Here is a 23,062-nt window from a genome sequence, read left to right on the forward strand (position 1 = left end):
GCCTATTCCTTTATTACGCGGCGGGTTTCATCCGTCAGGTCCTCTGCCGGGCCCACGCCTTTGCCGTCTGCTGTGTGGAAGGCCTCAAGTGTCCAAGTCTTCAGGTCAAAGACCGCGTCGCCGTTCATAACAGGTACGGCCGTCTTGCTCTCCAGCCCTGACATGATGCGGGATTCGCATTTGCTTCTGGCGCCATCTGCGTTCCAGTCAATGCCGCTGCCGGCACCGCACACGGGCCACATATGGTAGCCGTCGCCGCGGGAAGCCGTATAGCCGTTGGTGACAACGCGCACAGGGTCTGTCGGTCCAACGGGCATGCCGTTCGCCGTTACCGCATGCACCTCTGCCGTGCCCCGGCTGCCGCCGAAGCTATAGCGCACGCCCAAACCGCTCAGGTGCGGCCAGCGGCCTTCACCCGGTGCGCCCAGCCCGTTTTCCAGCGCGGCCTTCAGTTCCGTGCCTGTCATGCATATCGCCACAAGCGGCAGAGAGAAGGGGAACAGTTCTTCTACTTCCCGTCGTTTCAGGTCAAAATCAGCAGGCAGGTCATAATTCAGGCGCAGGCTACCAGCTGCGAGCAAACCAACGGTGGGCGTGCTGGCATCGCACTGGTCGAACGTCGGGATATCTGGCGTTAGCATCTGGTCAGCCAGCCAATTACCGATGGCGGTTTCCATCTCCCGGTTGCTGTTTTCTTCCAGCTGCCAAACAACCTGTGTGGTGCCCATGCCGTCAGAAAGGCAGCCTTCGCCAAGCCCCTTCTTTGTGCAGAAGGCTTGCTCATGCTCAGCCATCTTCTGGTCCACATAGGCCTGCACGGTTGGATCTTTTGCAGGCGAGTTGCCCTTCAGGGCATAAACAGTGCGGTCGGACGCCTTGATGCTGCCGTCGTCCGCGCGGGTCAGTGTAATGGCCCCCACGTCGCGGGCATCTGCGGTTTGTTTATAAATAAAGCGCCCGCCAATGGGGCCGATTTTCATGGCCGCGTGGTCATGCCCGCCGATGATCAGGTCCGGCCCCGCGTCGCCCAATGTCTCAAGGATTGCGCTATCCTGGAAGGAGGCCAGGTGCGTAAGGCCAATCACAAACTCTGCCCCGTCAGCCCGAAGGTCCGCGCTCAGCCTTTTTGCCGCCGCGATATAGCTTTCGGTGATCGAGCTTGTGCCTTCGCGGTCGGTCAGCAGGCCTGCGTATACTGAATTGTTGATGGTTACGCCGAAGACGCCAATCTTGATGCCGTGCAGGGTGACAATTTTACGGGGCATGACGTTATCGGCGTTAGCCAGCGGGTCAAAACCGGGCTCAGTCGTGCATTTGCTAAAATCCATATTGCCAGCAAGCCAGGTGAAATCGGATGCGCCGACCTGGGCCACAAGGGCGTCGGGCCTGTCGCAGCTGGAGGCATCAAATTCATGGTTGCCGAAGGTGATGAAAAGGCGGTTGTCGCTGTCATCATCGCCGTCCAGCAGGTTCAGGGCTTCCACCATCTGCGCGCCCTTGTACATGTCGCCCAGAAGGGAAGGCGAAAGGGCATCGCCTGCATGCAGGACAAGCACCGCGCCGTGCTTTTCTTCCAGCTGCTTGCGAATGCTGGCGATCCGCGCCAGGCCGCCTTCCTCGCCGCGCTTGATGCCATTTATGCGGTAGATGTCATTCATGAACAGAACTGTGGCGCTTTCGGGCGCTTTATGGCTTTCCGCCACATAGACGGCATAGGCCCCGGCGCCAACCATGGCCAACAGCCCGATTTTTCCCAACAGGCGGGTTGTTCGTGAAGGTCCTGGGTGTACCCTGCTTGTGGTGCTGGCCATATCTGTCCCCCTTGATAAAATCCGACGGGCAGGGTAACGCCGCACAGCCAGCAAGGGAAGAACTAAACCTATGAGGTATTATGCCACACGCTGACTTCACGCATTTTGTCGGGATCGACTGGACGGGCGCCAAGGGAAAGCGCCACGCCGGGCTAGCTGCTGCCGTGTGCGAAGCGGGTGAGGGCGCGCCCAAGATGGTTGTGCCGCCATCCGGCCAAAGCCGCTGGAGCCGCCAGGACTGCGCGAACTGGCTTTCGGGTGGCGTGGGGCGCCGGGCAGGCGAAAGGGTGCTTGTAGGTATCGATTCGTCCTTCGGCATGCCTTTTGTGGATGAAGGCGCCTATCTGCCGGGTGATGTACTGCCGGCGGATGTGAAAGCCCTGTGGGCCCATGTGGCCGACCTGTGCGCGGGCGGCGACCTGTATGGCGGGCCTTTTGTCGATGAGCACGCGGCCTATTACCTCAGGAGCCGGGGCGGGGAGACGCTGAGGGGCGAGTATTATAGCCGCCGCATGCGCGTGCCCGAACAGTTGGCGGTGGATAGCGGCGCAGGGCCATGCGAAAGCGTGTTTCACCTGATCGGACCAAGCCAGGTGGGGCTTTCGGGCCTGTCGACCATGGCGATGCTGCATCAGTTGAACGATCAGGGTCACATCGCCATCTGGCCCTTTGATGACATATCGAATGCCCGTATTGTGGTGGTGGAAATTTACGCGGCTGCCTTTGCCGCCATGGGCGGCCACCGGGGCAAAATCAGGGATATGGTGGCCTTAAGGCCCATCCTGCAGGCGCTGGGCACAAGGCGTATGCCGCGCCTTGGCCTGGGCTTTACAGACCATGCAGCAGACGCCTGTGTGACCGCCGCCGCACTCAGGCATATTCACCATGACCGCAAATACTGGAATCCCGATGCACTCTCGGCTATGGTGCGCCGCACCGAAGGTTGGGTTTTCGGTATCGAATAACTATATGCTCAAGAGAAGATGGGCTGGCACCTTTCTTCCGGGCTACACTGGCCTGATGGGCTTTTAAGGAATTTGGCATGCAGATGCTGCTTGCAATTGCTGTTGGTGGCGCCGCTGGTGCGCTTTCCCGCCACTTTGTGGCGGGCGCGATCATGCGTGCGGTGGGGATTGGATTTCCCTATGGCACTTTCGCGGTGAACATCCTGGGCAGCCTGATCATGGGCTTCCTGGTGACAGCCTTTGCCCATAGCCTGTCGGTGTCGCAGGAAATGCGCGGCCTTCTGGCAGTTGGCTTCCTTGGAAGCTTCACGACTTTTTCAACCTATTCGCTGGAGATCGTGCGACTGATCGAACGCAGCGAATGGATGCTGGCATCGCTGTATGCCTTTGGATCATTGGCGCTGGGTGTGGCCGGGCTTTTTGCCGGCATCCGGCTGGGACGGATTTTGTTATGAGTGGCGTAAAGAATATCACGGTAAAGGCGGACGACGACGGCATTCGCATCGATCGCTGGTTCAAGCGGCATTTTCCTGAGGTGCCGTTCGGCACGCTTCAGAAGAAAATGCGCAAGGGCGAAGTCCGGCTGGACGGCAAGCGGGTAAAGGGGCCTGAGCGGGTTGAGAAGGGCCAGGTGGTGCGTGTGCCGCCGTTCGGCGACCTGCCGGAAGCACCAAAGCGGGAGCCGAAGCCGCGCCTGAGCGATAAGGACATCAAGGAAGTCCAAAGCTGGGTGCTCTATAAGGACGACCATGTGATCGCGATCAACAAGCCCGCTGGCCTGCCAACGCAGGGCGGTACGGGGCAATCGCGTCATCTGGATGGCCTTCTTGACGCGCTCAGGTTCGGGTCGGAGCACCGCCCGCGCCTTGTTCACCGGCTGGATAAAGACACATCAGGCGTGTTGCTTTTGGGCCGTACGCCCAACGCTGCAGCGGCGCTTGCTAACGCCTTCAAGACCAAGGAAACCGACAAGCGCTATTGGGCGCTGGTGATCGGTTGCCCGAACCCTCGCGATGGCCGGATCATCCTGAATATGTCCAAGGCACCCATCAAGGGCAATGAACGCATGGTGGTTGACCCTGACGGCCAGCATTCGCTGACGGACTATGCCGTTGTCGATAACGCTGGCCACCAGGCCGCCTGGCTGGAGCTGAAGCCGCACACGGGCCGCACGCACCAACTGCGCCTGCACTGCGCGGAAATGGGCCACCCCATTGTGGGCGACGGCAAATATGGCGGGGCGGATGCGTTCCTTTCGGGCGCGATTTCCAAGAAACTTCATCTGCACAGCCATACGGTGCGTTTCCCGCACCCGGCTGGCGGTCGCGCCAGCGTAACAGCACCACTGCCGCCCCATATGGCGGAAAGCTTCGCGATGCTCGGGTTCGAGGTTGGCGAATATGAAGATCCGCTTGTGGAGGACGGTGCATGAGTGCGGCCAACCGGCTGGTAATCTTTGATTGTGACGGCACGCTGGTGGACAGCCAGCATATGATCGTCGGCACCATGCACGACACGTTCGAGGAACTTGGCCTGCCGATCCTTAGCGATGCAGAGGTCAGGAACATTGTGGGCCTCAGCCTTGTGGAAGCTATGGCCGCCCTGCTGCCCGAGGCCGAGCGCGCCTTTCATGAGGTGGCAGCGGAAAAATACAAAGCCAATTTCTACAAGCGTCGGGTAGAGCAGGCGGCAGGGCCAGACCCACTCTATCCTGGCACGCTTGAGGTGCTGGAGCAGCTGAACGGCGAAGGTTATGTGCTGGGTGTTGCCACAGGCAACAGCGTGCGCGGGCTGGAGCGTGTTTTGAAGGAACACAGCATCGGTCATCATTTTGTTACGCTGCAGACCGCCGACGGGCACCCGTCGAAACCGCACCCGTCCATGATCCACACGGCGATTGTGGAGGCCGGGAGTGACGCAGAGCAGACAGTGATGATCGGCGATACCAGCTTTGATATGATGATGGCCCAAAACGCCCCCTGCGGTGGGATCGGTGTTGACTGGGGCTATCACCATGCGGACGAGCTTACGGGCGCGGGGGCCGCGCATGTGGCGTCCAGCTTTTACGACATACCCAAGGCTGTTAAGGCCCTGATTGGATAAGACAATGATACGCGACAAACTCAACAAGCAAGAACAGGATGACCTTCAGGCGGAAGCTTTGCGTCCGCGCATCGGTTTTCTCATTGCATCCGCAATCACCGGTATTTTGGCGGTGGTCGCCTATTTTGCCCTGGCGGCGCAAAACGGGGATTTCCTCTATGTGTTGTTGATTGGTTTTCTGATTTTCCTCGCCATGTTTTTGCTGCTGTGCTACCGGCAGCCGCAGCTTGGTAACCGCTTTCTGGGCTATGACGTGGTCGTGAGGCAGGGACGCGAGAAGGAAAAATCCAGCTTGAATTACGCCGGGTCGTTCGAAGTGGAATCTGGCCTGGCGGAAAAGCGCATGGCCAGCAAACGCAAGCAGGCGCGCCACTCGCGCCGCAAATTGGCTGAAGTGACGCGCCAGATGCAGGTTGAGAAAACATCTGAACCAACAAAGAAAACAGACGACTGAGCCATGAAACGATTTTACGAGATAGTCGCGACGGAAGCCGCAGACACGGGCCATGTGGTCACGCTGGATGGCCGCTTGGTGAAAACCCAGGCGAGGGCAACCCTGGTGCTGCCGACTAAGGCGCTCGCGGAAGCCGTGGCGGAAGAGTGGCGCGCGCAAGACGACAAAATCGTTCCCGCCAACATGCCCAAAACCCAGCTGGCCTATACAGCACTCGACCGTGTGGCGCCGCGCCACGACGATGTGGTGCGCGAGGTCGCGGCCTTCGGCGGCACGGACCTTCTGTGCTACCGCGCGGACGAGCCCAAAGACCTAGTGGCGCGCCAGAAGGATGTCTGGAACCCGTATCTGGACTGGGCGCGCGACACATTGGGCGCTGAGCTTCAGGTGACTGACGGCATCATGCCCATTCAGCAATCCGACGCAGCGCTGAAGGCGCTGATAGCGGAAGTTGCCGGCCATGACGCCTTTGAGCTGACGGTGCTGCATGCTTTCACAAACGGGCTTGGGTCGCTCGTTCTGGCGCTGGCCTACATGAAGGGCTATAGTCCGCTTCAAGCTGTGTGGCAGGCCAGTATCCTTGATAGCCTGCACCAGGAAGAATTGTGGGGGCTCGATCAGGAAGTGGAAGAAAAGCGGGACGCCGCCTATGCCGACCTTGTCGCGGCGGCGGAGTTCCTTTCGCACCTGCGAACGAAAACGCTGGAATCTGTCTGAGTGACAGGATAATAAGGGTCAACAAATTTGGCGGTGATGGCCGCAAAGGGGCGCAAAATATAGGGTTTGCTGCCCTGCACAATAAAACCGAGGGAAGGCGGATCTATGAAAGAAATCCTGGAGCGGTTGGAAGAAAAGCGGGCGCAGGCGCGCCTTGGTGGCGGGCAGAAACGGATCGATGCGCAGCATGCGCGCGGCAAGCTGACAGCGCGGGAGCGGATCGAGCTTCTCCTCGATGAAGACAGCTTCGAAGAATATGACATGTTCGTTGAGCACCGCTGCAACGACTTCGGCATGGGCGATACCAAATTCGCGGGTGACGGCGTCGTGACCGGCTCTGGCACCATCAATGGCCGCCTTGTCTATGTCTATAGCCAGGATTTCACCGTATTTGGCGGTTCGCTCTCGGCCACACACGCGCAGAAAATCATCAAGGTCATGGACATGGCCATGAAGGTTGGCGCACCGGTGATCGGCCTTAACGATAGCGGCGGCGCGCGCATCCAAGAAGGTGTGGCAGCCCTTGGTGGTTATGCCGACGTGTTCCAAAAAAACGTGCTGGCCAGCGGCGTGATCCCGCAGATTTCCATGATCATGGGCCCGTGTGCGGGCGGCGCGGTCTATAGTCCGGCCATGACAGACTTCATCTTCATGGTGGAAAACAGCTCCTACATGTTCGTGACCGGTCCTGATGTGGTGAAAACCGTGACGAACGAAGTGGTAACCCAGGAAGAGCTGGGCGGGGCAAGCACCCACACCACCAAATCCGGTGTGGCCGACAAGGCCTTTGAAAATGACGTGGAAGCACTGGCGCAGCTTCGCCGCTTCTATGACTTCCTGCCGCTCAATAACCGCGAGAAACCGCCGGTTCGCGCGACGTTCGACAAGCCTGACCGGATTGAAAAGTCGCTCGACAGTGTGATCCCGTCGAACGCCAACAAGCCCTATGACATGCATGAAGTCATCAACAAGATGGTTGATGAGGGCGATTTCTTTGAGCTTCAGCCAAATCACGCAGGCAATATCATCATCGGTCTTGCGCGTATGGACGGCGAAACTGTGGGTATTGTTGCCAACCAGCCGATGGTGCTGGCGGGCTGCCTGGATATCGACAGCTCTAAGAAAGCGGCGCGTTTCGTGCGCTTCTGCGACTGTTTCAATATTCCGATCATCACGCTGGTGGACGTGCCGGGCTTCCTGCCGGGGACAAGCCAGGAATATGGCGGCATCATCAAGCACGGCGCCAAGCTTCTGTTCGCTTATGGTGAAGCAACTGTACCGAAAATCACCGTCATTACGCGCAAAGCATACGGCGGCGCTTATGATGTGATGGCCTCCAAGCATCTGCGCGGCGACCTCAATTACGCCTGGCCGACGGCTGAGATCGCCGTGATGGGCGCGAAGGGTGCGGTGGAAATCCTCTACCGCAAGGACCGGGATGATGCCGACAAGATCGCCGAGCGCACCAAAGAGTATGAAGACCTGTTCGCCAACCCGTTCGTGGCGGCGCAGCGCGGCTATATCGACGAGGTAATCATGCCGCACTCCACACGGAAGCGCATCATCACTGGGCTCAAGAAGCTTGCGAACAAGCATCTTGAGAACCCGTGGAAGAAGCACGACAACATTCCGCTGTGAGCTGAGATTGGGGAGGGATACCTATGACGACGGCACAGAAAATCGGCATATGGGGCTGCCTGATCGTGGGCATCATCATGATCGTCGGCACTTACCTGGGCTTCGGCACCGAAGAGCCAATGCGCTACACTGGCGGTGTGAGCCTCTTGATGTTCAGCTTTGCCTTCTGGTTGTTCAAAAAGAACGCCGACATGATGAAGGACATCGGCAAGGACGACAAACAGGATGAAAAATCCGATGGCTAGACCAATCCCCAAAGACGCGGAAGACAAGGTTGGCGGTATCGCCAAACGCTCCGAATTACGCTCCGTTGCTATCTGGGCCTTCATCCTGGGTGGTGTATTTGGTTTTGCGCTTGGCGCCACCTTCTTCAGCAAGGGCGGTGGCAGCATCTATTTCATGCTGGGGGCGGCTGTGATTGGCGCGCTCTGGTACCTGGCGTCTGGGCGCCGGTGGAAGAAAAACAAGGAATAAGGGACCCGTTTTATGTTCAGTAAGATCCTGATTGCCAATAGGGGTGAAATTGCATGCCGCGTGATCAAGACCGCACGGCGCATGGGCATCAAGACGGTTGCCGTATATTCCGACGCTGACGCCGACGCGCTGCATGTGGAAATGGCGGATGAGGCCGTGCATATCGGCCCACCGGCGGCGGCGGAAAGCTACCTGCTGGCTGACAAGATCCTGCAGGCCGCCAAGGACACAGGCGCTGAAGCGATCCACCCTGGCTACGGTTTCCTGTCAGAGCGCGCGAGCTTCGTGGAAGCGGTGCAGAAGGCGGGCATTGCCTTTATCGGGCCGGACCCGAAGGCCATCGACGCCATGGGCGACAAGATCACATCAAAGAAACTGGCGGCGGAAGCCGGCGTTTCCACCGTGCCGGGCCATATGGGCATCATCAAGGACGCCGAAGAGGCCGCCAAAATCTCTGCCGAGATCGGTTATCCCGTGATGCTGAAGGCGTCCGCGGGCGGTGGCGGCAAGGGCATGCGCATCGCCTATAATGACGAAGAAGCCAAGGAAGGCTTTATTTCCGCCCAGAATGAGGCGCGCACATCCTTCGCCGATGACCGGGTATTTATCGAGAAGTTCGTTGAAGAGCCCCGCCATATCGAAATTCAGGTGCTGGGCGACAAGCACGGCAACGTGATTTACCTGGGCGAGCGCGAATGTTCGATCCAGCGCCGTCACCAGAAAGTGGTTGAAGAAGCGCCAAGCCCGTTCCTTGACGAAGCAACCCGCAAAGCCATGGGCGAGCAGGCCGTGGCACTGTCGAAAGCTGTGGATTATTGCAGTGCCGGTACGGTTGAGTTCATTGTGGACAAGCACAAGAACTTCTATTTCCTTGAAATGAACACCCGCCTGCAGGTGGAACACCCTGTGACCGAGCAGGTCACGGGCGTGGACCTTGTGGAGCAGATGCTGCGCGTTGCGAACGGCGAAAAATTGGCGCTCACGCAGGACGATGTGAAGCTGACCGGTTGGTCCATCGAGACGCGCGTCTATGCGGAAGACCCCTTCCGTGGCTTCCTGCCGTCCATTGGCCGTCTGACGCGCTATGTGCGCCCGTCCGAGGATGAGGCCGTGCGTGTTGACACTGGCGTTTATGAAGGCGCTGAAATCTCCATGTTCTACGACCCGATGATCGCCAAGCTGATCACCACGGGCAAAACGCGGGATGAGGCCATCGCGGCCCAGCGCCGGGCGCTGGACGAATATTATATTCGCGGTATCGCCCACAATATCCCGTTCCTTGCGGCCCTGATGGCGCACCCGCGCTTCCAGTCCGGCGACATGACCACAAATTTCATCGCCGAAGAATATCCTGACGGCTTTGAAGGCGGCGTGCTGCGGGACGAAGTGAAGGAAGCCATGATTGCGGCGGCCACCTTTATCAACGCGGTTGAAAAATCCCGCGAGACGCAGATTGATGGCCAGATTTCAGAGCCACACGGCCCGCAGGAGCGCCCTTGGGTGATCTCCATCAACGGCGACAGCGTCACCACTGGTATCCTGCCGCTCGAAGATCATGCAGAAGTCATCATCGGCAAGAAGCACATTGAGATCACAAGTGACTGGATGCCTGGCCAGCCGGTGTTCCATGCCACGATTGACGATGTCGATTACGCCATGGAAATCGACCGCCTGCCGCTTGGCGTGAGGCTGACGTGCGATGGTGTGTCGATGGATATCCGTATCCAGACCGAACGTGCCGCAGAGCTTTACAAGCTGATGCCAGAGAAGGTGGAGCTGGACACATCCAAGTTCCTGTTGTGCCCGATGCCGGGCCTTGTGGTGTCCCTCAATGTGGCTGAAGGCGATGAGGTGAAGGCCGGTCAGGCGCTCGCAGTTGTTGAAGCCATGAAAATGGAAAACATCCTGCGCGCCGAAAAAGACGGCGTCGTGAAGGCCGTGAACGCCGAAGCGGGCGACAGCCTTGCGGTTGATGCCGTGATCCTTGAGTTCGAATAGGGTGGCGGGCGAAACACACACGACTGATGCAATTCTTGAAAGGCTGGTGGCATTTGACACCACCAGCCGCCTATCCAATCTTGAGCTAATCAGTTACATTCAAAGTTACTTGCAAGACTTTGAAATAGAATCTGAAATTCAGCTAAATGAGGAAGGCTCAAAAGCCAATATCATCGCCACCATCGGGCCCAATGTGCCGGGCGGTGTTGTGCTTTCCGGCCACACGGATGTGGTGCCGGTGGACGGACAGGACTGGACGACTGAGCCGTTCAAGCTGACCGAAAAAGACGGCAAGCTACATGCGCGCGGCAGCGCTGACATGAAGGGCTTTATCGCCAGCGCATTGGCGGCGGTTCCGGCTTTCAAGGCGGCAGAACTGAAACGCCCAATCCATTTCGCTTTCACTTATGATGAAGAGGTCGGCTGTCTGGGGATCCAGTCGCTTCTACCTTTGATGAAGGATCATATTGCCGCGCCGCGCCTGGTGGTGGTGGGCGAGCCCACAAGCATGCAGGTGGCGAACGCCCACAAGGGCCAGTATGTGTCGAAAACCCGCATCTGGGGCAGGGAAGCGCATTCAAGCAGGCCCGAGGACGGTATCAACGCGGTGGCTGTGGCGGCGGAACTGATCACTTTTATCGGCAGCCTGGGCGCCAAGGCGCGCATTCACGGGCCCCATGACGAAAGTTTTGACCCCACCTACACCAGTTTCAATGTGGGGCCGATATCCGGCGGCAGCGCCTTCAATATCATCCCCAATTATTGCGAGTTCGATTGGGAGTTCCGCGCGGTGCCCACAGCAGACCCTGCGGCGATCCTCAAGGAATATACCGATTTCCTTGATAATGTGATCAACCCGCACCTTCAGGCCAGCTTCCCCGAATGCCGGGCCGAAAACACCGTGTGGGCCTATCTGCCGCCCCTCAAGGCTGAGCCGGGCTCAGACGCGGAGACGCTAGCGCTTGCGCTCGCGGGCCGCAACGACACCACCGTGGTGGCCTTTGGCACCGAAGCCGGGCATATCCAAAGCATCGATTTCCCGGCCGTGGTATGCGGCCCCGGCGATATTGCCCAGGCCCACAAGCCGGATGAATTTATCGACAAAAGCCAGCTTGACGCCTGCGACGCTTTCATGAAGCGTCTGGCTGAAGTAATGGGCAGCTGAGAGGTCCTGCATGTCTGACGCTACCAAATGGATCGCAGTGCGCGCCCGCATCTATGGCAAGGTACAGGGCGTGTGGTATCGCGGCTGGACAGAAGAGGAAGCCCGGCGCCTTGGCCTTCACGGCTGGGTCAGGAACCGGCTGGACGGTACGGTAGAAGCGCTTTTCTACGGCCATGCAGAAGATGTGAACCTGATGCTGGAGATGTGCCTGAACGGGCCGCCGGCGGCTGATGTGGACCGTGTGGAGAAAGAACCGGCGCAGGGCATGGTGCGGCTCCGGTTCGAGATCAAACCGACGGTCTAGTCCTTTGCAGGCTAAATCTGGAAAACCGGATGGCTTTCCTCGGGTCGCTCGCCCGTTTCGACTTCGCCGCTTTCGGTCGGCTGGGCTTCATACGGCTGCTTGGCCTTGGGGCCTTCGGGCGCTTCCTGGTACTGGAGCGTCATCGGGCGGGCCTCAATGCCGAAAATGTCGTCGAACACTTCCCTGAGCACCACATCCAGGTCATCCATGGTGATCGGCAGGCCAAGGTCTGCCATCGACGTCACGCCGTGTTCGGAAATGCCGCAGGGCACGATGCCCTCGAAATGGCTGAGGTCAGGTTCCACATTGATGGCGATGCCGTGATAAGTCACCCACTGGCGCACGCGTACGCCGATGGCGGCAACCTTGTCTTCGCGTCCGCCCCCACGCTCAACCCAAACGCCCACGCGGCCCTTGCGGCGCTCTGCCGTCACGCCGAACTTGGCCAGCGACTGGATGATCACTTCCTCAAGCCCATAGATGAACTGGCGCACGTCCTTGCCGCGCTTCTTCAGGTCCAGAAGGAAGTAGACCACGCGCTGGCCCGGGCCATGATAGGTATATTGCCCGCCGCGGCCCGCGTCATAGACGGGGAAGCGGTCCGGGTCTACCAGATCGGCAGGGTCGGCACTGGTGCCGGCGGTATAAAGCGGCGGGTGTTCCAGGCACCAGACCATCTCAGCCGCCTCGCCCGCACGAATCGCACGCACACGCTCTTCCATCTCTTCAAGCGCATCGGGGTAGGCGACAAGCTCGTCGCTGATTCGCCACTCAAGGGGAAACTGGTCTGCCATGGCCAAAAACTCACAAAATACCTAAACCTTGGGCGTTACATACCGCTTTTGCGCGTGTGAGCCAAGAAAGTTTCCTGTGAGGCGGGCCATGACGGTGCTTGAAGTGTGCTGATCTTTTGGGTTAATCATTTGATAAGGATGCCGTGGCAAGCTGGCCCCAGCGTTTTCCAGACGAGGAAATGATGAATTATCAGGCTGTTAACAGGGTTACCGTTGAAATCACCGTCGTGCTCGGGCGTACCCACATGCCTATTCGCCAGCTTTTGAAGATGGGCCGGGGTGCGGTGATCGACCTGGACGCCAAGCATGAAGACGAATGCTGGGTATACGCCAACAATGAGCTGATCGCGCGCGGCGAGATCATGATCGTGGGCGAAAAGATCGGTGTGTCCATCACGCGGATGATGAGCCAGCTTCAGGTTTAGGCTCCCCAGCCGCCTGTGACCGTCAGGAAAACCGGGCTTTTTCAGATAGTTTCAAAATCATGTCATTTTCCGCTTGCGGGGCAGGGGCTTCCTTGATAGATAAGCGCCCGACCTCGCGGCCGTGGCGGAATTGGTAGACGCGCAGCGTTGAGGTCGCTGTGGGGTAACACCCGTGGAAGTTCGAGTCTTCTCGGCCGCACCAATGAAAGCCCGTAGGGAACGCCCTGCGGGTTTTCTTTTTATTGCGGCGCGCATCTTTTCTCCACCTTTCGCTGGAAACCTTTGGGGCTTTCTTTTATCACTTAAGAATGAATAGCGGCACCAGTTGGGGGTGCGCCAAAAAACCAACATTATTTCGAGCAAATCAGGGGAGGCATACATGGCTGAAAAGGAAAAAAATCCAGATCTGCCCGAAGATGATGTGCTGACCATGCCACCCGAAGGCGAGCCGCCCCACGACGAGGAAGAGCAGGCTAAGGAAGAGCTGGACGAAGGGCCCGAACTTGAAGTTCACCAGGACAAGGAATTTATCCAGCAGGTCCTGAGCGCGGTTAAGGAAAACAACCAGGACCAGGCTGTCGATCTGGTTGAAGACCTGCACGCCGCAGACATCGCCGACCTTCTTGAGGTTATGTCGTCGCCGCAGCGTGTTGGCTTCATCGAGCTACTTGGCGAACGGCTGGACCCTGACGTGCTTATCGAGGTTGAGGGCGCGGCCCAGGACGACCTCTATGAGCATATGCCCAACGAGCAGATCGCCGACGCGGTCACCGAGCTCGAGACCGATGACGCCGTTTACGTTCTTGGTGAACTGGACGATGAGGACCGGGAAGAGGTTCTGCGCTCGCTGGCAGCTGACGACCGGGTGGCGATCGAGGAAAGCCTGAGCTATCCGGAAGAATCCGCCGGCCGTCTGATGAGCCGCGACCTGGTGGCGGTGCCCCAGTTCTGGACAGTGGGTCAGACCATCGACTATCTGCGTTCTGAGAACGAGGATATCCCGGACGATTTCTATGACATCTTCGTGGTTGATCCGTCGCACAAGCCTGTGGGGACAGTGCCGCTGTCTCGCGTGATGCGCACCCACCGCCCTGTGACCATCGGCGAGATCATGGATGATGACCCAACGCTTGTGGATGTCACGGCCGACCAGGAAGAAGTGGCCTACCAGTTCAGCAAATACCACCTGATTTCCGCCGGTGTGGTGGACCAGAGCCAGCGGCTGGTCGGTGTGGTCACGGTTGACGACGTGGTCGAAGTGATCGGCGACGAGGCCCAGGAAGATATCCTGGCCCTTGCCGGTGTGTCTGAAGAATCCGGCGTAAACGAGAACTTCCTTGAAGTAACGAAAGACCGCTTTACCTGGCTTTTCGTGAACCTTGGTACCGCGATCCTGGCGTCTGTGGTCATCGGGCTTTTCGACGCCACGATCGAACAGATGGTGGCGCTGGCGGTTCTGATGCCCATTGTGGCCTCCATGGGAGGGAACGCAGGCACCCAGACAATGACCGTTGCCGTGCGCGCAATCGCCACCAAGGACCTCAGCTCAACCAACGCCCTCCGCGTGGTGAACCGGGAACTCGCAGCCGCAGCCGTCAATGGCTTCGCGCTGGCTGTCTTTTCCGGTCTGGTGGCCTGGATCTGGTTCGGCAATGCCGGTTTGGGGCTCTTGTTCGCGATCGCCATGTTGGTCAATATGGTTGTCGCGGGGCTCAGCGGTGTGCTTGTGCCCCTTGGGCTCAATAAGGCGGGCGCTGATCCTGCCATCGCCTCCAGCGTGTTCGTGACCACGATCACTGATGTGGTGGGCTTTTTCGCATTCCTGGGGCTGGCCGCCCTGTTTCTGCTCTAGGACGCTTTGCACATGGACAAAGGCCTCGTTTTGCTGGTGGATGATGAGCCTGTCGTCCTGCGAATTCAGGCCGCCGCCGTCCAGCAATTCGGTTTTGAAACCCTGATCGCGGAAACCGTTGAAGAGGCGATCGCCACCACCCGTGCGCACCGGCCGTCCCTGATTATCAGCGACGTTCAGATGCCGGGCGAAGGCGGGTTCGACTTTGTCGATTCCCTGGAAAAGCAGGGCCTGAAGAATATGCCGGTGATTTACCTGACAGGGTATGACGATATTGACATCATCCGCGGCGGCCTGCGGGCCGGCGGCGATGATTTTGTCATCAAGGGCGGGTCGGTGGAGCGGCTGAGGAACCGGATTGCCTTCTGGATGGTTAGCGGCTTCCAGGAGCTGCCATCAGACCTGAGGCGCCGCGCGCTGGTGGACGCCAACGCCATGAAAGGCGATGCCTTTACCCATGTGGAAGACCATATCAAGGTAGACGACGCCATCACCGAACGGGTCAGCGCGCGCATCGCGGAAGAAGTGGCGACTGTGCCGAAGGATTACGGCATGCGGCTTGTGGAACGTGTTTGTTTCCTGGGGCGTTTGTCAAAAATCATTATCGAGGAAAGCCACACCTTCGGCCACTATCTGCGCTTTCCGGACTATATGATTGGCGCTGTGAACCGCGTCAATCCGCCCTGGAAGCGGGAACTGTGGCCGCTTCTCAAGCGTTTCGAAGACTGGTCGTGCGACACGCGCTTTGTGCTTTCCGGCATGGAGCCCCTGAAGCCGTTCCAGCAATATGAATGGTATACCGACGGGCTGTAGGGCCGCAGCGCCGTCATCTGGTTCAAAAGGAAAGTCATGTTTAAAAAATCGATCCTTGCAGCATCTGTTGCACTTGGTTTCAGCGGCATTTTCGGTGCTGCTTGCGCCGGTGACGCGCCTGACCTGGGCGTCATCTCCAAAATCCGGGATGAAGGTTTCAACCATTCGCAGGTGATGAAAACGCTCAGGCATCTCACGGACCGCATCGGGCCGCGCCTGACGGGCACACCTGCCATGATGCAGGCCAATGAGTGGACGCGGGATCAGTTGACGGAATGGGGGCTGGAGAACGCGCACCTTGAAGGGTTTGAGTTCGGGCCTGGCTGGACGTGGGAAAGCGTGGACGTGCGCATGACAGCGCCGCGAACAGACCAGCTTCATGCGCTTCCGATCAGCTGGTATCCGGGCACCGAGGGCCCGGTGACGGGGGATGTGATTTTTGCGCCGATGAAATCGAAGGCCGATTTTGAGAAATACAAGGGTAAGCTCAAGGGCAAGATTGTTCTTGTGGATGCGGTATCGCCCTACAAGGATCCGACCGAGATGAACGCGGAAGACCGCCGCCGTGCCAACGAGCCGATCCGCCGCTATACGGAAGAAGAGCTTGAGAATATCAGCACCTATGACGTCCCTGAAGGCCACCCGGGGGAAGATGGCTGGACTGATTATAAAAGCTGGGGCTATTACCTGACGGATTTCCTGGAAGAAGAGGGGGCAGTTGCCGTGGTGCGCCGCTCGCCGCGCCGCAACATGCTGATTGGAGCCACCGGCTATCAGTATCTGCAAGGTCATCTGCCCGGGCTGCCGGGTGTGCGCATGGCGTCAGAGCATTATGACCGCGCCGTTCGCCTGCTGAAGGATGATCAGGCCGTGAGCATGAGCCTGGATGTGAAGGCCACCTATTACACGGACGATATGCAGTCCTATTCCACACTGGCGGAAATCCCGGGCCGGGGCCGCAACCCTGAAGTTGTGATGCTGGGCGCCCACCTTGACAGCTGGTTCATGGGTGACGGTGCGGTGGACAATGGCGCGGGTGTGGCGGTGACCATGGAAGCTGTGCGTATTCTGAAAGCCATTGGGTTCCAGCCCAAACGCACCATCCGGATCGGGCTTTGGGGCGGCGAGGAGCAGGGCTATTACGGTTCGTACCAATATGTGAAGAACCATCTGGCGACGCGCCCGGAAAGCGATGATGAAAAGCTGAAATATATGGAACCCTATGCCAAGGAATTCGGCATGTTCCCGATTGCCAAGAAGCCGGACTATGAGCGTTTTTCAGCCTATTTCAACCTGGATAACGGCTCGGGCAAAATCCGCGGTATCTACGCCGAAGGCAATGCTGCCGCCGCCGCCATTTTCACTGAGTGGCTGGAGCCTTTCCATGATCTGGGCGCGGACACCGTTACCATGAACGACACAGGCGGCACGGACCATGAGGTGTTTGATGACATTGGCCTGCCGGGCTTCCAGTTCATTCAGGACCCGCTGGATTACGGTAGCCGCCTGCACCACAGCACAGTCGATACCTATGACCATGCGTTTGAAAAGGACCTGAAGCAGGCAGCCGTGATCATGGCCAGCTTTGTCTATAACGCCGCGATGCGCGAGGAGCGCTTCCCGCGCGAGCCGGAGCCCCGCGAGCGCGAAAAGGACAAGAAAGACGATGACGCCGAGGTCGCTCAGGACTAGGCGCTTCAATCAAGGAAAAAAGGCCCGAAGGTTGCACAGCCTTCGGGCCTTTTCTGTATCTGGCTCAGTGGCGCAGGATGCGCGAGTTCACCCAGCCCTTATCCCTTAGCCTCCAGTCGCTCCAGCAGCTGTTGCAGGACGACATCTTCCTTGGTTGGGGCAATCGGCGAAGGAATTTCCCAGTCCGGCGTGACGCCGTCTGATTCCCGTGTGCCAGAGGGGCGGATGATATGGGCTTTTGGGAAGCCAACGGAAATCCCGGTCGCGGGCAGGGTGAAGCTTTCCATCGCGCCATAGGTTGTTGCCATGTCGGAGGTTTTTTCCCCAACAATGGTTGCAAAGCCATAGTCCTGCGCCATGGCCGCCATCGTCACGGCATTGGAAAAGGAGTGCCGATTGACAAGGATATAGACCTGGCCTTCAAAGCGTTCGCCCTTGCGCGGCTCAGCATAGTCTATATCGAAGTCGAACAGCTCTCCGCGCGGCGTTTCGGCATACATGCGTGCATAGCGGCCTGATATTCCTTCCTTGGCTGCCGGATTGGCATCCAGCCGTGCCTGGTTCGACGCTGCTGCTTCATCGCTCGAACGGACCAGGAAGGCCGAACAGAAGCGAAAAGGCCTGTCTGCAAACCACGCCAGGATCGGGTCGCTGAAGGAATTGTCCCCGCCCGGGTTTTCCCGTAGGTCGATAATCAGCTGGCGGGCGCCTTCTTTGATGAAGGTCTCGAACGCATCGTCTGTGAAGGTAAGAAAGGCGCTGTTGTCCCAGACAGCTGCGGGGTTTTCAAAGTTGTAGAATGGACCGGGCCGCAGGTAGGCCGTTTGGGCTGTGAGCATTTTCGCTGTCCGCTCCGCGCCGTTAAGTGCAAATCGGGCTGGTTGATTATCCGCCGCAAGTGTCTGTTCTTGCCGCGTCGTGGCCTTCACCTGAACATCCAGGATGTTGCCGTCTTGTGCTTTTAATGTCAGGTCAAAATAGGGCCTTTCCCCCAATTCAAGCCACAAATACTGTGGAAGGGCGAATTCAAGAATTGAGTGGGCGATATAGTCGGTGTCGGCAGAGATATGTGCGGCTGTCCTTGCCAGCCAGTTGGCGATTGGTTCGCCGTTCAGGGCCAGGATCTCATCGCCTGAGCGGATGTCCGCATTGCCGGAATAGTTTTCCCCAACATAAACATGGTCGCCAGCGATCCGGGGGTAGATGGGGAAACTCCGGCCGCCCTTGTCCCGGAAATCGCGATATACGTCTTCCGGGAATTCGATCCTGGCGTGTGCGACATTGCCATATGCAACAAACTTCTGGAAGGCGACCCGTACTTCGAACAAGCTGAGCGGACGGTTGAATGATGTGAGCATCTCTTGATAGCGGGCGTCATAGGCGGCTTTGGTGCGGTGGGCATAAAGGTCGACGTGCGCACGCTTGAGGCCAGCATATAGGGCCTCAAAATCGCTGCGGATTACTTCCACTGGAATGGTAGGGTTATTCTCCTTTGGCTCTGCCTGTGCCCATGGTGCTGTCCAAAGGACAAGCAGAACGGCCAACCCTCTCGCTATCAGTCTTCTCGCTATCGGTAACTTCTTCGTATTCATTTTATTCTCCACATGGAAACTCGATGCATCGGTCATGCGGGCAATCTCGAACCGTGTCCATGTGGGGCGGCTCCTTTATTCCTGACGAAAGCCTGACAACATTGAAATTCCTGCTGTTTTTGGAATTTGTCTCCGCTACTATCCGCTTCATGAGCATGAAGAATATGAAGCAAATACCGCAGCAAGTGCCCTTCAAAGTGGGCGACTGGACTGTCCATCCTGACACTGGCCGGCTTGTGCGGGGCGATGAAACAGTATCGCTTGAACCCAAGGTTATGGGCTTGTTGTTGTTGCTAGCGGTGGCGAACGGTGCGGTCCTATCGCGCAGGGAGATAGAGGAACGCCTGTGGGCAGGCGTGGTGGTTGGCGAGGATACTGTTGCCCGCACAGTGTCCCGCCTTAGGGCTGCGCTGGGCGATTCCGCCAAAGACCCGGCCTATATCGAGACACTGCCGCGCCGCGGATACCGCCTATTGTTGCCGGTAACGGCAGGTGTCAGCGCGAAGCCCAGCCCAAAGATACCCGTCCTGCTGGCTGTTGTTGGGCTTGCGACCGTTGTCGCCCTGGCCCTTTTCATTGTGCTGAAGCCCAGAGAGGCGGAGCCTTCGAAGGCCGCGGCACTGACAGCGCGGGCAAATGATCTCTATATGCAGTTCACGCAACAGGACAATGAAACAGCCATCGCGCTTTATGAAAAGGCATTGGCCCTGGACACAGACCTGGCGGCGGCACAGGCCGGGCTTGCCAATGCGTTGGTGCAGCGTGTCATCAGGTGGCCAAGCACGCCTTTCGCCACAGGGGCCAGCAGCGTGCAGGAGGCGCTTTCGCGTGACATGCACCAGTCGGATTCGGCCATGAGGATACTTGCACGGGCGACAGCCCTGGCCGAAAGGGCAGTAAGGCTGACCCCAAGGGACGCCGACGCCCTGAAGGCGTTGGGGTTGGTCTATGCGATGCAGAACCGTATCGACCTTGCCGAAGAGATTTATCTGCGCGCCATCGAGGTTGATGAAACCGCCTGGGAGTCGATGGTCAATCTGAGCGAGATATACGACATCAAGGGCGATCAGCAGCAGAGCGTCCTGATGCTGGAGGCCGCATTTGAGACCATGGGTCAGGTTTACGACCAGGAACCGCAACGGGTCGGCCCTTGGCAAGCGGCGATTGGTGCTCTTATAGGCAAGAAAAAAGAGGACGCCGGCAGGCTGGAAGAAGCCGAGCTATGGTATCGGCGCACGCTTGAAATCGCGCCCTATGAACCTGAGGCGACCAAGCACCTTGCCGCGATCCTGAGGCAGGCTGGAGACGAGGCTCAGGCCGAGCAGCTGTGTTCTGTATTGGTCGAAAAACTTGGCCCGGAACATGGGTGTGAAGACGCGCCGGTCGCCCGGTAGCCTCAAAGCTAAAAGGTGCTGTGCGCAAGGGTGAGGCTTCAGCGGGCCTCTATCGCCATATTGTCCAACAGGCGCACACTGCCGATGCGGGCGACCGCCAACACGCGTGCAGGTGTGGTGATTTTATCAATAATTTCCAATGAGTTGGCGTCAACTATTGAGACATAATCTACGGCCTTGAAACCCGCTTCTAGCAGCTTGTCACTGGCGGCTTGTTCCGCAGTGCGCAAGTCCGCGCCGGCTGAGACATCTGCGACCAGTTCCTTCAAAATCACATTGAATTTTCCTGCGATCGCCCGCTCTTCAGCGTTCAGATAAGCATTGCGGGAGGAGGCCGCGAGGCCGTCGCTTTCCCGGATCAGCGCGCCGCCCATGATCTCCACCGGGATATCAAGGTCTGCGACAAAGCGGCGGATCACCGCCAGCTGCTGATAGTCCTTCTCGCCAAAGATGGCCACGTCCGGCAGGCACTGCAGCAACAGTTTTGTCACCACCGTGGCGACGCCGTCAAAATGGCCGGGCCGGGACGCGCCTTCGAAGCGGTCTGTCAGGCCCGCTACGGTTACGGTGGAGGCGTGCCCGGTGCGGTACATTTCAGCGCCGTTTGGGGCAAACACAAGGCTTGCGGGTGTATCGGCCAGCTTTTTCCGGTCTTCAGCTTCGGTGCGGGGGTAGGCGTCAAAATCCTCGCCTTCACCGAACTGGGTCGGGTTCACAAAAATGGAGACAACGATCCGGTCCACTTTCTCGGCTATCGCGTTCACAAGCGACAGGTGCCCGTGGTGCAGGGCGCCCATGGTGGGCACCAGGCCAACGCGCAGGCCTTCACGCTTCCAGGCATGCACCTGCGCACGCAGGTCTTCAACGGTTCGTACGGCAGGAACAGAAGCGGTCATAAGGCTATCCGGAAATGGGTTGTTCAAGAGTTCTGGGCCACGAGGCGGGCGTCGTCAAGGCCGTCCAGATCGTTATAGTTGATGATCGACAGAATGTCGCTGACATACTCAGCACCGCGTTCTGAATAGCGCACCAGCGCTGGAGCGAGCGCAGCACCCGTGATGCCGATATTCAGTTCCCTCAGTTCCGCGCGGCGACGGCGCAGGTCTTCATAACTTGCATGCCGGTTCAGGTTGGTCATATAGCTTCGAACGCTATCCAGAAGATATTCGAAGCTCTTGATCTTATGGGTTTTTCCCTCATCCCGGTTTTCGGGCAGAAGGCCATCGGCATCGCCCCATACCCATTCACCAAACAGGGCATTTCCGGCCTGCGCGAACCGGCTGGTGCCCCAGCCCGATTCCATCGCAGCCTGCGCCAAAGCGAGCGACGGCGGGATCACATCCACCTTATAGAGCAGGAAATCGATATCCTTGGTGCGGAAGTCCTGCTTGCGCTTCAGGCGGTAGGTCTTGGCCATCTGGCGCAGCCATTTTTTCTCGGCGCGCTTGAGCGGCTGCTGATTCTCAAACTTTTGCCTGAGCGCCAAAAGACGCCCGCGGTCAGCCAGGATCAGCTCGTTGGCGCGCAGCACAATCGGCAGCAGCGTTGAGGTGAACAGGCGCTTCTTGCGATTGGCGTCGTTCACCTCTGGCAGGTCTTCCGGCAGGCGGGTCAGGAATACTCGAGGGACGGCCTCAACGGCATGCAGTTCCTTCTTGAGGAGCCGCGCGAGCTTAGGCGTCATTTTGATTTTCTTGGGTGGTGGCGTGTGGGCCAGGTAATTGGGCTGGTCCGCAACAAAGGCGTCCGTGCGGCTGATCGCAAGCATGTGGCGCGCAAGCAGAATTGGGCCGACAATCATGACGGCCACAAGCACCAATATTCCAGCAATGTTACGCGCGCTTAAGGGCACTTTGTACTTTTCTCCCTGCGGATAATTTACCAATATCTAGCTAATAAGTGTAGGTGCAAATCGCAAGATCGTCTAATGATAAGGCGTCAGATGCGTGACATGCATGACACAGTCAGTATTGCGTAAGGGAGAGGGCCAAGTGCCGGATAACAAGGCAAACCCAGAGACTGCGGGCAATGGCACCGGTGAGATGGGCCGACCGTATCTCATTGTTTTAGGAAACGAAAAAGGCGGATCGGGCAAATCCACAACCGCCATGCATATTGTTGTATCGCTGCTGCGTGAAGGCCGCCGCGTTGGCACCATTGATCTGGATGCCCGGCAAAAAAGCCTGACGCGCTATATCGAAAACCGCCGGGCTTACGCTGAAAAGAAGGGCCTTGATCTGCCGCATCCGACCGAACTGGTGGTGCCCAAGTCCGAACTGCGGTCCGCAGACGAGGCTGAGGCGGATGAAAAGCAGCGCTTTGAGGAAGCCTATCTCAATCTGGCCGACAAGGTGGATGTGGTTGTGATCGATTGCCCTGGCAGTGACACATTCCTGTCGCGCCTGGCGCATACGGCCGCAGACACGCTGGTAACGCCAGTGAATGACAGTTTCGTGGACCTTGATCTGCTCGCACGGGTGAATGCCTCAAGCCACAAGGTGGAAGGCCCAAGCCTTTATGCCGAAATGGTCTGGAAAGCGCGCCAGCGGCGCGCCATGGCCGACGGCAGTTCCATCGACTGGGTGGTGCTGAGAAACCGTGTGGGCGCCCTGCATGCCAAGAACAAGGAGCGGGTTGAGCGCGTGCTTAATGAATTGACGAAGCGTATCGGAATCCGCCATGTGCCGGGGCTTGGCGAACGGGTGATTTACCGCGAACTGTTCCTGCGCGGCCTGACGCTGATGGACCTCAAGGAAGCAGGCGGGCTGGACGGCAAGGGCCTTTCCATGTCGCATGTGGCAGCGCGGCAGGAAGTCCGCAAGCTGATGGACGCCCTCAATCTGCCTTTCCGCAAGACTGAGGAGGCCTGAG

22 protein-coding genes, 1 tRNA gene and 1 pseudogene are annotated in these 23,062 nt (G+C 58.4%); 19 read left to right on the forward strand and 5 right to left on the reverse strand.

Translation table 11 applies throughout. The annotated features are described in order from the left end of the window. Positions 1-2: 2 nt before the first annotated feature. Complete coding sequence (locus ACFO5Q_RS18195) at positions 3-1,811, reverse strand: bifunctional metallophosphatase/5'-nucleotidase (protein WP_068144615.1); 1,809 nt, start codon at positions 1,809-1,811, stop codon at positions 3-5. A gap of 80 nt (positions 1,812-1,891) precedes the next feature. Here ACFO5Q_RS18195 and ACFO5Q_RS18200 point away from each other — a divergent pair, with 80 nt between their 5' ends. The 12 genes from ACFO5Q_RS18200 (at position 1,892) to ACFO5Q_RS18255 (ending at position 11,629) form a co-directional block, all read left to right on the forward strand. Further along, positions 1,892-2,776, forward strand: coding sequence for a hypothetical protein (locus ACFO5Q_RS18200; RefSeq protein WP_068144611.1), 885 nt, complete (start codon positions 1,892-1,894; stop codon positions 2,774-2,776). Between the two features lie 77 nt (positions 2,777-2,853). Next, entirely contained in the window at positions 2,854-3,231 is a 378-nt protein-coding gene (gene crcB, locus ACFO5Q_RS18205) for a fluoride efflux transporter CrcB (RefSeq protein ID WP_068144607.1), read from the forward strand. Continuing rightward, complete coding sequence (locus ACFO5Q_RS18210) at positions 3,228-4,208, forward strand: RluA family pseudouridine synthase (protein WP_068144605.1); 981 nt, start codon at positions 3,228-3,230, stop codon at positions 4,206-4,208. The genes crcB and ACFO5Q_RS18210 overlap by 4 nt, the downstream gene beginning before the upstream one ends. Continuing rightward, entirely contained in the window at positions 4,205-4,879 is a 675-nt protein-coding gene (locus ACFO5Q_RS18215) for an HAD-IA family hydrolase (protein WP_068144602.1), read from the forward strand. The genes ACFO5Q_RS18210 and ACFO5Q_RS18215 overlap by 4 nt, the downstream gene beginning before the upstream one ends. Before the next feature lie 4 nt (positions 4,880-4,883). Then, positions 4,884-5,333 (forward strand): hypothetical protein, encoded by a 450-nt coding sequence (locus ACFO5Q_RS18220; RefSeq protein WP_068144599.1) that lies wholly within the window; start codon positions 4,884-4,886, stop codon positions 5,331-5,333. Positions 5,334-5,336: 3 nt separating this feature from the next. Beyond that, on the forward strand, positions 5,337-6,050 hold the full coding sequence (locus ACFO5Q_RS18225; protein WP_068144596.1) for an ATP12 family chaperone protein: 714 nt from the start codon (positions 5,337-5,339) through the stop codon (positions 6,048-6,050). A 105-nt stretch (positions 6,051-6,155) separates the two neighbouring features. Then, the gene (locus ACFO5Q_RS18230; RefSeq protein ID WP_068144593.1) at positions 6,156-7,688 is read left to right on the forward strand and encodes an acyl-CoA carboxylase subunit beta; all 1,533 of its coding nucleotides are present in this window, start codon (positions 6,156-6,158) and stop codon (positions 7,686-7,688) included. 23 nt (positions 7,689-7,711) lie between these two features. Continuing rightward, on the forward strand, positions 7,712-7,933 hold the full coding sequence (locus tag ACFO5Q_RS18235) for a hypothetical protein (protein ID WP_068144590.1): 222 nt from the start codon (positions 7,712-7,714) through the stop codon (positions 7,931-7,933). Continuing rightward, positions 7,926-8,162 (forward strand): hypothetical protein, encoded by a 237-nt coding sequence (locus ACFO5Q_RS18240; RefSeq protein ID WP_068144587.1) that lies wholly within the window; start codon positions 7,926-7,928, stop codon positions 8,160-8,162. The genes ACFO5Q_RS18235 and ACFO5Q_RS18240 overlap by 8 nt, the downstream gene beginning before the upstream one ends. Before the next feature lie 12 nt (positions 8,163-8,174). Then, positions 8,175-10,160 carry an acetyl-CoA carboxylase biotin carboxylase subunit gene (accC, locus tag ACFO5Q_RS18245; RefSeq protein ID WP_068144584.1) on the forward strand — a complete coding sequence of 662 codons (1,986 nt, stop codon included), beginning with the start codon at positions 8,175-8,177 and terminating at the stop codon, positions 10,158-10,160. 1 nt (position 10,161) lies between these two features. Further along, positions 10,162-11,325, forward strand: a complete 1,164-nt coding sequence (gene argE, locus ACFO5Q_RS18250; protein WP_068144582.1) for an acetylornithine deacetylase — start codon at positions 10,162-10,164, stop codon at positions 11,323-11,325. Positions 11,326-11,335: 10 nt separating this feature from the next. Next, the gene (locus ACFO5Q_RS18255) at positions 11,336-11,629 is read left to right on the forward strand and encodes an acylphosphatase (protein WP_068144581.1); all 294 of its coding nucleotides are present in this window, start codon (positions 11,336-11,338) and stop codon (positions 11,627-11,629) included. Positions 11,630-11,787: 158 nt separating this feature from the next. Here ACFO5Q_RS18255 and lipB read toward each other — a convergent pair. Beyond that, a pseudogene (gene lipB / locus ACFO5Q_RS18260) lies at positions 11,788-12,423 on the reverse strand (lipoyl(octanoyl) transferase LipB); the annotation flags it as partial. Positions 12,424-12,605: 182 nt separating this feature from the next. On the opposite strand from lipB, the gene ACFO5Q_RS18265 reads away from it, so the two are divergent. The 5 genes from ACFO5Q_RS18265 (at position 12,606) to ACFO5Q_RS18285 (ending at position 17,205) form a co-directional block, all read left to right on the forward strand. Then, a complete protein-coding gene (locus ACFO5Q_RS18265; RefSeq protein ID WP_068144577.1) occupies positions 12,606-12,848 on the forward strand; it encodes a FliM/FliN family flagellar motor switch protein in 243 nt (80 codons plus the stop codon). A gap of 115 nt (positions 12,849-12,963) precedes the next feature. Further along, a tRNA-Leu gene (locus tag ACFO5Q_RS18270) sits at positions 12,964-13,050 on the forward strand. 177 nt (positions 13,051-13,227) lie between these two features. Then, a complete protein-coding gene (gene mgtE / locus ACFO5Q_RS18275; RefSeq protein ID WP_068144575.1) occupies positions 13,228-14,700 on the forward strand; it encodes a magnesium transporter in 1,473 nt (490 codons plus the stop codon). 12 nt (positions 14,701-14,712) lie between these two features. Continuing rightward, complete coding sequence (locus ACFO5Q_RS18280; RefSeq protein ID WP_068144571.1) at positions 14,713-15,513, forward strand: response regulator; 801 nt, start codon at positions 14,713-14,715, stop codon at positions 15,511-15,513. Between the two features lie 36 nt (positions 15,514-15,549). Next, on the forward strand, positions 15,550-17,205 hold the full coding sequence (locus tag ACFO5Q_RS18285) for a M20/M25/M40 family metallo-hydrolase (RefSeq protein WP_068144568.1): 1,656 nt from the start codon (positions 15,550-15,552) through the stop codon (positions 17,203-17,205). Positions 17,206-17,303: 98 nt separating this feature from the next. On the opposite strand, the gene ACFO5Q_RS18290 is transcribed toward ACFO5Q_RS18285, so the two are convergent. Then, on the reverse strand, positions 17,304-18,797 hold the full coding sequence (locus tag ACFO5Q_RS18290; RefSeq protein ID WP_197420949.1) for a S41 family peptidase: 1,494 nt from the start codon (positions 18,795-18,797) through the stop codon (positions 17,304-17,306). A gap of 23 nt (positions 18,798-18,820) precedes the next feature. On the opposite strand from ACFO5Q_RS18290, the gene ACFO5Q_RS18295 reads away from it, so the two are divergent. Next, positions 18,821-20,191 (forward strand): winged helix-turn-helix domain-containing protein, encoded by a 1,371-nt coding sequence (locus ACFO5Q_RS18295; protein WP_197420948.1) that lies wholly within the window; start codon positions 18,821-18,823, stop codon positions 20,189-20,191. Between the two features lie 38 nt (positions 20,192-20,229). Here the strand turns inward: ACFO5Q_RS18295 and panC are convergent, their stop codons facing one another. Then, a complete protein-coding gene (panC, locus tag ACFO5Q_RS18300) occupies positions 20,230-21,087 on the reverse strand; it encodes a pantoate--beta-alanine ligase (protein WP_068144762.1) in 858 nt (285 codons plus the stop codon). A 23-nt stretch (positions 21,088-21,110) separates the two neighbouring features. Next, the gene (locus ACFO5Q_RS18305; RefSeq protein ID WP_156431878.1) at positions 21,111-22,043 is read right to left on the reverse strand and encodes a glucosaminidase domain-containing protein; all 933 of its coding nucleotides are present in this window, start codon (positions 22,041-22,043) and stop codon (positions 21,111-21,113) included. 139 nt (positions 22,044-22,182) lie between these two features. Here ACFO5Q_RS18305 and ACFO5Q_RS18310 point away from each other — a divergent pair, with 139 nt between their 5' ends. Next, positions 22,183-23,061 carry a division plane positioning ATPase MipZ gene (locus ACFO5Q_RS18310; RefSeq protein ID WP_156431877.1) on the forward strand — a complete coding sequence of 293 codons (879 nt, stop codon included), beginning with the start codon at positions 22,183-22,185 and terminating at the stop codon, positions 23,059-23,061. The last annotated feature ends 1 nt before the right edge of the window (position 23,062 follow it).

It is taken from the genome of Kordiimonas lipolytica (assembly GCF_042651265.1).
GTDB lineage: Bacteria > Pseudomonadota > Alphaproteobacteria > Sphingomonadales > Kordiimonadaceae > Kordiimonas > Kordiimonas lipolytica.

Coding starts and splice junctions, on each gene's coding strand:
- ACFO5Q_RS18195 (WP_068144615.1), bottom strand. CDS start 1,811: ATGGCCAGCACCACAAGCAGGGTACACCCAGGACCTTCACGAACAACC.
- ACFO5Q_RS18200 (WP_068144611.1), top strand. CDS start 1,892: ATGCCACACGCTGACTTCACGCATTTTGTCGGGATCGACTGGACGGGC.
- crcB (WP_068144607.1), top strand. CDS start 2,854: ATGCAGATGCTGCTTGCAATTGCTGTTGGTGGCGCCGCTGGTGCGCTT.
- ACFO5Q_RS18210 (WP_068144605.1), top strand. CDS start 3,228: ATGAGTGGCGTAAAGAATATCACGGTAAAGGCGGACGACGACGGCATT.
- ACFO5Q_RS18215 (WP_068144602.1), top strand. CDS start 4,205: ATGAGTGCGGCCAACCGGCTGGTAATCTTTGATTGTGACGGCACGCTG.
- ACFO5Q_RS18220 (WP_068144599.1), top strand. CDS start 4,884: ATGATACGCGACAAACTCAACAAGCAAGAACAGGATGACCTTCAGGCG.
- ACFO5Q_RS18225 (WP_068144596.1), top strand. CDS start 5,337: ATGAAACGATTTTACGAGATAGTCGCGACGGAAGCCGCAGACACGGGC.
- ACFO5Q_RS18230 (WP_068144593.1), top strand. CDS start 6,156: ATGAAAGAAATCCTGGAGCGGTTGGAAGAAAAGCGGGCGCAGGCGCGC.
- ACFO5Q_RS18235 (WP_068144590.1), top strand. CDS start 7,712: ATGACGACGGCACAGAAAATCGGCATATGGGGCTGCCTGATCGTGGGC.
- ACFO5Q_RS18240 (WP_068144587.1), top strand. CDS start 7,926: ATGGCTAGACCAATCCCCAAAGACGCGGAAGACAAGGTTGGCGGTATC.
- accC (WP_068144584.1), top strand. CDS start 8,175: ATGTTCAGTAAGATCCTGATTGCCAATAGGGGTGAAATTGCATGCCGC.
- ACFO5Q_RS18255 (WP_068144581.1), top strand. CDS start 11,336: ATGTCTGACGCTACCAAATGGATCGCAGTGCGCGCCCGCATCTATGGC.
- ACFO5Q_RS18265 (WP_068144577.1), top strand. CDS start 12,606: ATGAATTATCAGGCTGTTAACAGGGTTACCGTTGAAATCACCGTCGTG.
- mgtE (WP_068144575.1), top strand. CDS start 13,228: ATGGCTGAAAAGGAAAAAAATCCAGATCTGCCCGAAGATGATGTGCTG.
- ACFO5Q_RS18280 (WP_068144571.1), top strand. CDS start 14,713: ATGGACAAAGGCCTCGTTTTGCTGGTGGATGATGAGCCTGTCGTCCTG.
- ACFO5Q_RS18285 (WP_068144568.1), top strand. CDS start 15,550: ATGTTTAAAAAATCGATCCTTGCAGCATCTGTTGCACTTGGTTTCAGC.
- ACFO5Q_RS18290 (WP_197420949.1), bottom strand. CDS start 18,797: ATGAATACGAAGAAGTTACCGATAGCGAGAAGACTGATAGCGAGAGGG.
- ACFO5Q_RS18295 (WP_197420948.1), top strand. CDS start 18,821: ATGCATCGGTCATGCGGGCAATCTCGAACCGTGTCCATGTGGGGCGGC.
- panC (WP_068144762.1), bottom strand. CDS start 21,087: ATGACCGCTTCTGTTCCTGCCGTACGAACCGTTGAAGACCTGCGTGCG.